7 protein-coding genes are annotated in these 7,018 nt (G+C 60.2%); 2 read left to right on the top strand and 5 right to left on the bottom strand.

From position 1 onward, the window contains the following. Positions 1-61: 61 nt before the first annotated feature. Positions 62-1,735 (top strand): acyl-CoA synthetase, encoded by a 1,674-nt coding sequence (locus tag QM600_RS28340; RefSeq protein WP_283265074.1) that lies wholly within the window; start codon positions 62-64, stop codon positions 1,733-1,735. Further along, positions 1,735-2,850, top strand: coding sequence for an NAD(P)H-dependent flavin oxidoreductase (locus QM600_RS28345; protein WP_283265075.1), 1,116 nt, complete (start codon positions 1,735-1,737; stop codon positions 2,848-2,850). The genes QM600_RS28340 and QM600_RS28345 overlap by 1 nt, the downstream gene beginning before the upstream one ends. A gap of 65 nt (positions 2,851-2,915) precedes the next feature. On the opposite strand, the gene QM600_RS28350 is transcribed toward QM600_RS28345, so the two are convergent. From QM600_RS28350 to QM600_RS28370, 5 genes are all read right to left on the bottom strand, one after another. Then, positions 2,916-3,071: a hypothetical protein gene (locus QM600_RS28350; RefSeq protein ID WP_169632010.1), complete on the bottom strand. Its 156-nt coding sequence runs from the start codon at positions 3,069-3,071 to the stop codon at positions 2,916-2,918. An 82-nt stretch (positions 3,072-3,153) separates the two neighbouring features. Next, complete coding sequence (locus QM600_RS28355; protein WP_283265076.1) at positions 3,154-3,816, bottom strand: FadR/GntR family transcriptional regulator; 663 nt, start codon at positions 3,814-3,816, stop codon at positions 3,154-3,156. Positions 3,817-3,951: 135 nt separating this feature from the next. Beyond that, positions 3,952-4,785: an ABC transporter ATP-binding protein gene (locus QM600_RS28360; RefSeq protein WP_283265077.1), complete on the bottom strand. Its 834-nt coding sequence runs from the start codon at positions 4,783-4,785 to the stop codon at positions 3,952-3,954. After that, positions 4,782-6,860: a dipeptide/oligopeptide/nickel ABC transporter permease/ATP-binding protein gene (locus tag QM600_RS28365; protein WP_283265078.1), complete on the bottom strand. Its 2,079-nt coding sequence runs from the start codon at positions 6,858-6,860 to the stop codon at positions 4,782-4,784. The genes QM600_RS28360 and QM600_RS28365 overlap by 4 nt, the downstream gene beginning before the upstream one ends. Beyond that, positions 6,860-7,012, bottom strand: coding sequence for a hypothetical protein (locus QM600_RS28370; protein WP_283265079.1), 153 nt, complete (start codon positions 7,010-7,012; stop codon positions 6,860-6,862). Before QM600_RS28370 ends, QM600_RS28365 begins: the two co-directional genes overlap by 1 nt. Positions 7,013-7,018 lie beyond the last annotated feature (6 nt).

Consider the following 7,018-nt stretch of genomic DNA (forward strand, 5'->3'; position numbering starts at 1 on the left):
TGTGAGCTGGCTCTCAAATTGGGTCTTGCCAGAAACGGTAACACGTTCTACTTTGAACGGTGTGGCCCTTAACATCGCAGACTTCGTAGAGCACTCGATCGACCTCAATCCGGACCGGGTGGCCCTGGTCTCCGATGCCGGAGAGGTGACTTACACGCAACTGGAAGACCGTGCCAACAGGCTCGGTCACTACCTGCTCGAACATGGCGTCAAGCCAGGTGACAAGGTCGGCATCTACTGCCGCAACGTCACAGAGGCCATCGAAGCCATGGTTGCAATCTTCAAGATCCGGGCGGTGATGGTCAACATCAACTACCGCTACGTCGAGAACGAGTTGCAATACATCTTCGACAATTCGGACATGGTTGCTCTGGTTGCAGAACGTCGCTACGCCGACAAGATCGCAAATGTCCTTCCGAACAGCCCCCTCGTCAAGTCAGTCGTCGTCGTCGAAGACGGCACCGACATCGACTACTCGTCGTTCGGCATCGAATACGAAGCAGCTCTGGCGCAGAGTTCCGGCGAGCGTGATTTCGGGCCTCGCAGCAACGACGACATCTTCATGCTCTACACCGGTGGCACGACAGGTAACCCGAAGGGCGTCATGTGGCGTCACGAGGACTGGTGGCGCGTGCTCGGCGGCGGAATCAACTTTGTCACCGGCGTTCCCGTCGAAGACGAGTACGAGATGGCGAAGGTCGGCGCTGCCAACCCGAGCATGATTCGTTACCCGATCCCGCCGATGATTCACGGTGGTTCTCAGTCGGCAGTTTTCCACAGCCTTTTCGGCGGCGGAACACTTCTGATGCACCCGGAGTTCGACGCGCACGAGGTGTGGAAGAACATCGACAAGTACAAGATCAACCTGATCTTCATCACCGGCGACGCAATGGGTCGTCCGATGCTCGACGCATTGATCGCCGGAAACCCCGAAACCGGTGAACCTTACGATCTTTCGACGCTCTACGTGATGGCCAGCAGTGCTGCGCTGTTCTCTCCGAGCATCCAGGAGCAGTTCCTCGAATTGCTTCCCAACCGTCTGCTCACCGACTCCATCGGCTCTTCCGAGACGGGCTTCGGTGGCCTGGCAGTACTCGCCAAGGGGCAGAAGCACACCGGCGGTCCGACGGTCAAGATCGATGCCTCCACAACGGTTCTCGACGACGACGGCAACGAGGTCGAGCCCGGCTCCGGCAAGCGGGGAATGCTGGCACGAAAGGGCAACATCCCGCTCGGCTACTACAAGGACGAAGTCAAGACGGCAGAAACGTTCCGCACGATCAACGGTGTGCGGTACTCGATCCCGGGTGACTACGCACAGGTCGAAGCTGACGGCACGGTCACGATGCTCGGCCGCGGTTCGGTATCCATCAACAGTGGTGGCGAGAAGGTTTACCCGGAAGAGGTTGAAGGCGCACTGAAGTCGCATCCCGACATCTTCGACGTGCTTGTCGTCGGCGTTCCGGACGAGCGATTCGGTCAGCGCGTTGCTGCAGTGATCCAGGTACGTGAAGGTACGTCGCCGACACTGCACGAAATCGCCACCGCGGCTCGCAAAGAGATTGCCGGATACAAGATTCCGCGCAGTGTGTGGTTCGTGGACCAGGTCAAGCGCAACCCGGCCGGCAAGCCCGATTACCGTTGGGCCAAGGCCGAAACCGAGTCGCGTGAGGCCGACGACCACAATGGCAATGGTGCTCCCGAGGCAGCAACAGCAGAAAGTGTAGACGCCTGATGAGATCTGATCTCGCCGACAAGTTCGGCATCGAATACCCGATCTTCGGATTCACCCCGTCGGAGCATGTAGCGGCCGCCATCAGCCGCGCCGGCGGACTAGGAGTGTTGGGCTGCGTTCGGTTCAATGATCCGGAAGAGCTCGAAGCCGCGCTGACGTGGATGGACGAGAACACCGACGGAAAGCCGTACGGCGTCGACATCGTCATGCCCGCAAAGGTCCCCACCGAAGGTGGCGCTGTCGATCTCGACAAGCTGATCCCGGCGGAGCATCGCGCGTTTGTCGATCGCACGCTCGCTGAACTGGGTGTGCCGCCGCTTTCGGATGACGTCGAGCATGCCACCGGCGTGTTGGGTTGGCTGCACTCCGTCGCTCGTTCACACGTCGACGTTGCTCTGGGACACCGGATTGCCCTGATCGCCAACGCTCTCGGTTCACCGCCGAAGGACGTCATCGATCAGGCGCATGCAAAGGGTGTTCCGGTTGCAGCTCTGGCCGGTGCCGTCGAACATGCTCGTCGCCACGTCGAGAACGGCGTCGACATCGTGATCGCTCAGGGCTACGAAGCCGGCGGACACACCGGTGAAATTGCCTCGATGGTCTTGGTTCCCGAGATCGTCGACGCACTCGGTGACAGCGCGTCCGTGTTGGCTGCCGGCGGTATCGGCAGTGGGCGTCAGGTTGCCGCAGCGTTGGCGTTGGGTGCACAGGGTGTCTGGATGGGGTCGTACTGGCTCACCACGTCGGAGTACAAGCTGGGCAGCGCTTCCGGTGAGGGCCCGTCGGCCATTCAGCGGGCACTGCTCAAGGCGACGTCAGCCGATACGGTGCGTTCGCGGATCTACTCGGGTAAGCCGGCGCGGTTGCTCAAGACGAAGTGGACCGAAGCCTGGTCGAAGCCCGGCGCTCCGGACGCTTTGCCGATGCCGCTCCAGAACCTTCTGGTCAGTGATGCACACCAACGTATTTCGGCGTCGGAGAATCCTGACGTCGTGGCGATGCCGGTCGGTCAGATCGTGGGCCGGATGAACGAGATCCGCCCGGTCGCCGAGGTCATGGCCGAGTTGGTTTCCGGATTCGAGGAAGCGCGAGCACGGCTGGATTCGATGAAGTAGACAGCACTGTGAAGTACATGAGAGGCCCTCGATCAGGAAATCGATCGAGGGCCTCTCATGTACGTTCAGCCGGCTAAATCGTCCGGTCCGACGCTGTCCGACAACCATTCGCCGCGACTGAGCACGCCGTCGTCGCGGCGACGCGCAATCACGAAGATGACCAGGGCAGCAGCGGCAACGAGCGCAAGGATGCGTGATGGTGTCAGGTTCGGATTCTTCATAGATACAATTTTGCCCGAAGAAGTACCGCGGTGGGTGAGAGAGTGTCGTAAATCTATGTGGTGGCTACGGACTGGGTTGTATTCAATTCGTTTTTTCGGCGTGAAGATTACCGATTCGCTCTCGTAGACCACCGAAATGGACGTCGAGTGTGTGCGCGGCTTCGATCGCGTCGCCCGTTCGAATTGCGTCGAGAATCGCGCGATGTTTCGACGCGATATCGACGAGCGGGGTTTCAGAATGGCCGATGGCCTGCTGAATTTCGCTGTAAACCTGCCAGAAGACATCCATCAATTGTGCGAGGACTTGATTGTCGAGAGGGGAGTAGAGGCGGCTGTGGAAAGTCGCGTCGATATCGGAGAAGTTTTGTCCGGCAGCTGCGCGAACTTCCATTCCCGTGACTAGTTCCTCCAGCGCGTCATGATCTGCGGTGGTCATCTCCGCCATGGCTGCACCGATCAGGCCCATCTCGAGAGCCTGTCGGATATCGACCAGTTCCATAGCTTCATGGCCGGTGCCCTGCAGAGACAACCGTCCACGGAAGGTCAACCCGTCGGCCAGTGCGTCGAAGTTGCTGGGAGCGACAAACATTCCGAAGCCATGCCTGATCTCGACGACGCCTAACGCCTGTAGAACCTTAAGTGCCTCGCGCAGCGTGTTCCGGCCGATGCCCAACTCCTCCGAGAGTTCAGCTTCGGTGGGCATTGGGTCGCCGGGGGTGAGACGACGGTCCAGAATCAAGTTCATAATGTCCGTCTGAAGAGCGCGCATGCGATTTTGCGCGCTGAAACGAGCGCGCGGTGCGCTACTCCGAACCGACATGAAATCCCCTTTTCTGATCAATACGTCCTTCATCCTATGTCTGCCGCTCGGTTCCATCGGTTAACGAGCGCCAACGGTGCGTTGCAACAGGCTCGGCGCAGCACCGAGAAGCTTCGCGGTGTAGGCGTCGGACGGATTGTCGAACACGTCCTGCGCTGATCCTTGCTCGACGATCCGGCCGGCATTCATGACGATAATGCTGTCGGATACGTAGCGAACAGTCTGAATATCGTGCGAGATGAACACCATTCCGAGCCCGAGTCGAGCCTTGATGTCGCTGAGCAAGTTCAGGATTTGCGCACGTACCGAAACATCGAGTGCGGACGTCGGTTCATCCGCGACGATTACGTCAGGTTCCAGCGCCAGCGCCCGCGCGATGGCGACACGCTGACGCTGTCCACCCGAGATTTGGCTCGGAATGACCTCGAGTGCGGATTGGGGGAGGCCGACCAGACCGACGAGTTCGCGGACTCGGGCAGCGCGGGTCGAGCGATTGCCGATTCCGTGAACGTCGAGTGGATCGGTCAGGATGTCGGCCACCGTCATTCGCGAATTCAGCGCAGTCGCAGGATCCTGGAACACGATGGAGATCGCGCGCCCGAATTCTTTGCGAACCGACGCCGACCGGGTCAGTGCACTCTGTCCACGGAAGACGACGTCGCCCGAGGTCGGTTTCTGAAGGCCGACCATCACTTTCGCGAGTGTCGACTTGCCGCAGCCGGATTCGCCCACGATGCCGATCGTCGCCCCTCGTCTGACGGCGATACTGACATCGTTGACCGCGTGAACGGTTCCCGGTTTGAACAGCGATCCCGAACGAGTCTTGTGGACGACGTGAATGTTCTTCAGTTCCAGGATGGGTTCTTCTCCGGAGAACTGATCAGTTGCTGTCATTTCACTGTCTCCAATTCCGATTCTGCGCGTGCCCGAGTCGGGGACTGGTTTGCGAACCAGTGCTGGGTTCCGTCGATCCGAACCATGTCCGGCTTTCGATCGGGATCCGAATCCGGACGCATGGAACGTTCGGCAAAACGGTCACCGGGTGCGAAGTTGCCGGGCGACGGTACGGTGCCCTGGATCTGATGGAGTCGCGGAGCTTCGTCCTCGATCGACAGAACAGCACCGAGAAGTCCCTGGGTGTATTCGTGCCGGGGGTCGATGAGCAGATCGCGGGTGGGCGCAGACTCGACGACCTGACCGGCGTACATCACCGTGATCTTGTGGGCCAGTGACGCAACCAGTGCCAGGTCATGACTCACGAAGACCATAGCGAAACCGAGCTTCTCTCGAAGATCGTTGAGCAGGTCCACAACCTGAGCCTGGACGGTGACGTCGAGAGCAGTCGTTGGCTCGTCGGCGACGATCAGTCGGGGGCTCCGAGTGAGCGACATGGCAATCAAGACACGCTGGCGTTGACCACCGGAGAGCTCGTGTGGGTAGCTGCCGAGCGTGCGAACCGGATCGAGTCCGACGAGTTCGAGTAGGTCCTCGGCGGTGCGGGTTCCACCGCGCTTGGTGAGCTGCTTGAACTGCGCACGGATCAACATTGCCGGGTTCAGGGAGCTGAGTGCGTCCTGGTAGATCATGGCCATGTCGTGCCCGCGCAAGCGGTTTCGTTCACGGTTGTTCAGTTCGAGGACATTGATTCCGTCGAAAAGGATCTCGCCGGTCACGACTGCGGTCTTGGGCAACAGACCCATGATCGCCAGTGAGGTCAACGATTTGCCGCAGCCGGACTCGCCGACGAGGGCCATCGTCTCGTTCGGGCGGACCGTGAAACTGACATTGTCGACAATCGCGGTGTCGCCGTATCGCTCAGGGAAACGGATCGTGAGATTACGAACCTCGAGGAGTGGCGAGGCGTCCCCTTCGTACACAAGGCGATCGGAACGGCTGCGTTCGGTCTCCGCCAGAATCTTCAGGTGCGTTTCGAGAGGCGTCGGCTCGGCTAACGGTTTCAGAACGTCCTTGATGAGACTCGCATCGATGAAGTCTTCTGTCACCACCGACGTTTCGGTGTCTGAAGCGGCTTCGTCCTCGAGAATGAGCTCGTTGGACGTTTCTTCGGCAGCGGCGGTCTGGGCTGCTTCGAGTGCCGACGGAGTTGTCTTCGACTTCTTCAGGCTCGGGTCGGCCATTGCATCGGTCAGGCCCTCAGCGAGAACATTGAGGGCGAGCACGGTCAGGAGAATCAGCAGACCGGGGAACACCGTTGCCCACCAACCGCCGAGCAGGACCATGTTCTTGCCGTCGGCGATCACGGATCCCCACGACGGATCGGGCGGGCGGACGCCGGCACCGATGAACGACAGGCTGGCTTCGAGCACGATGGCGTCGGCGACCATGACCGTGCAGAACACCAGAACGGGTGCAGCGCAGTTGGCGATGACGTGTTTGACGACGATGTGGAAAGTGCTTGCCCCGATTACTTTTTCGGCTGCGACGTAGTCTTCACCGTACTGGGCGAGCACATTGGCGCGGACGACACGGGCAACCATCGGGGTGTAGAGGAAAGCGATGGTGACGATCAGGGTGGGGATCGAACCGCCGAATGCTGCAACGAGCACGGCTGCGAGCGCGATGCCCGGGAACGCCATGACCACGTCGAGCACACGCATGATCGTTTCGTCGACGGACTTCCGACTCGTCGCAGCGATCGATCCGATGAGAGCGCCGACGCACAGCGCTAGGAACGTGGCACCGAGGCCGATGGCCAGTGACCAGCGTCCGCCATACAGTAAGCGACTGAACAGGTCTCGTCCGAGACTGTCCTGGCCGAACCAATGTTCCGAACTTGGACCGGAGGATCCGACGGCCTGTTCAAGCGGGCTGTACGAGGTGACGAGTGGCGCGAAGAGACACGCGAGCACGATGATCGCGAGGACGGCCATCGACAGCCAGGCAGAGATGGGGAAGCGAGAAAAGGTGATGCCGGGACGCGAAAGCTTCTCGGTGAGTTTTCTTCTCATCATGCTGCGCTCCGAAGTCGTGGATTGACAAGCAGGTAGAGGATGTCGACCGCGAGGTTGACGACGACGAAGCCGACCGCGATCACGATGACAACACCCTGGACGACTGCGGGGTCACCGTTGGTGACGCCGTTGATCATGAGCTGACCCATGCCGGG

This window comes from Rhodococcus sp. IEGM 1379 (assembly GCF_030056815.1).
GTDB lineage: Bacteria > Actinomycetota > Actinomycetes > Mycobacteriales > Mycobacteriaceae > Rhodococcus_F.

Bases quoted from the DNA above. Each gene is read 5' to 3' on its own strand.
- QM600_RS28345 (WP_283265075.1), top strand. From the start codon at position 1,735: ATGAGATCTGATCTCGCCGACAAGTTCGGCATCGAATACCCGATCTTC.
- QM600_RS28350 (WP_169632010.1), bottom strand. From the start codon at position 3,071: ATGAAGAATCCGAACCTGACACCATCACGCATCCTTGCGCTCGTTGCC.
- QM600_RS28355 (WP_283265076.1), bottom strand. From the start codon at position 3,816: ATGAACTTGATTCTGGACCGTCGTCTCACCCCCGGCGACCCAATGCCC.
- QM600_RS28360 (WP_283265077.1), bottom strand. From the start codon at position 4,785: ATGACAGCAACTGATCAGTTCTCCGGAGAAGAACCCATCCTGGAACTG.
- QM600_RS28365 (WP_283265078.1), bottom strand. From the start codon at position 6,860: ATGAGAAGAAAACTCACCGAGAAGCTTTCGCGTCCCGGCATCACCTTT.
- QM600_RS28370 (WP_283265079.1), bottom strand. From the start codon at position 7,012: ATGGGTCAGCTCATGATCAACGGCGTCACCAACGGTGACCCCGCAGTC.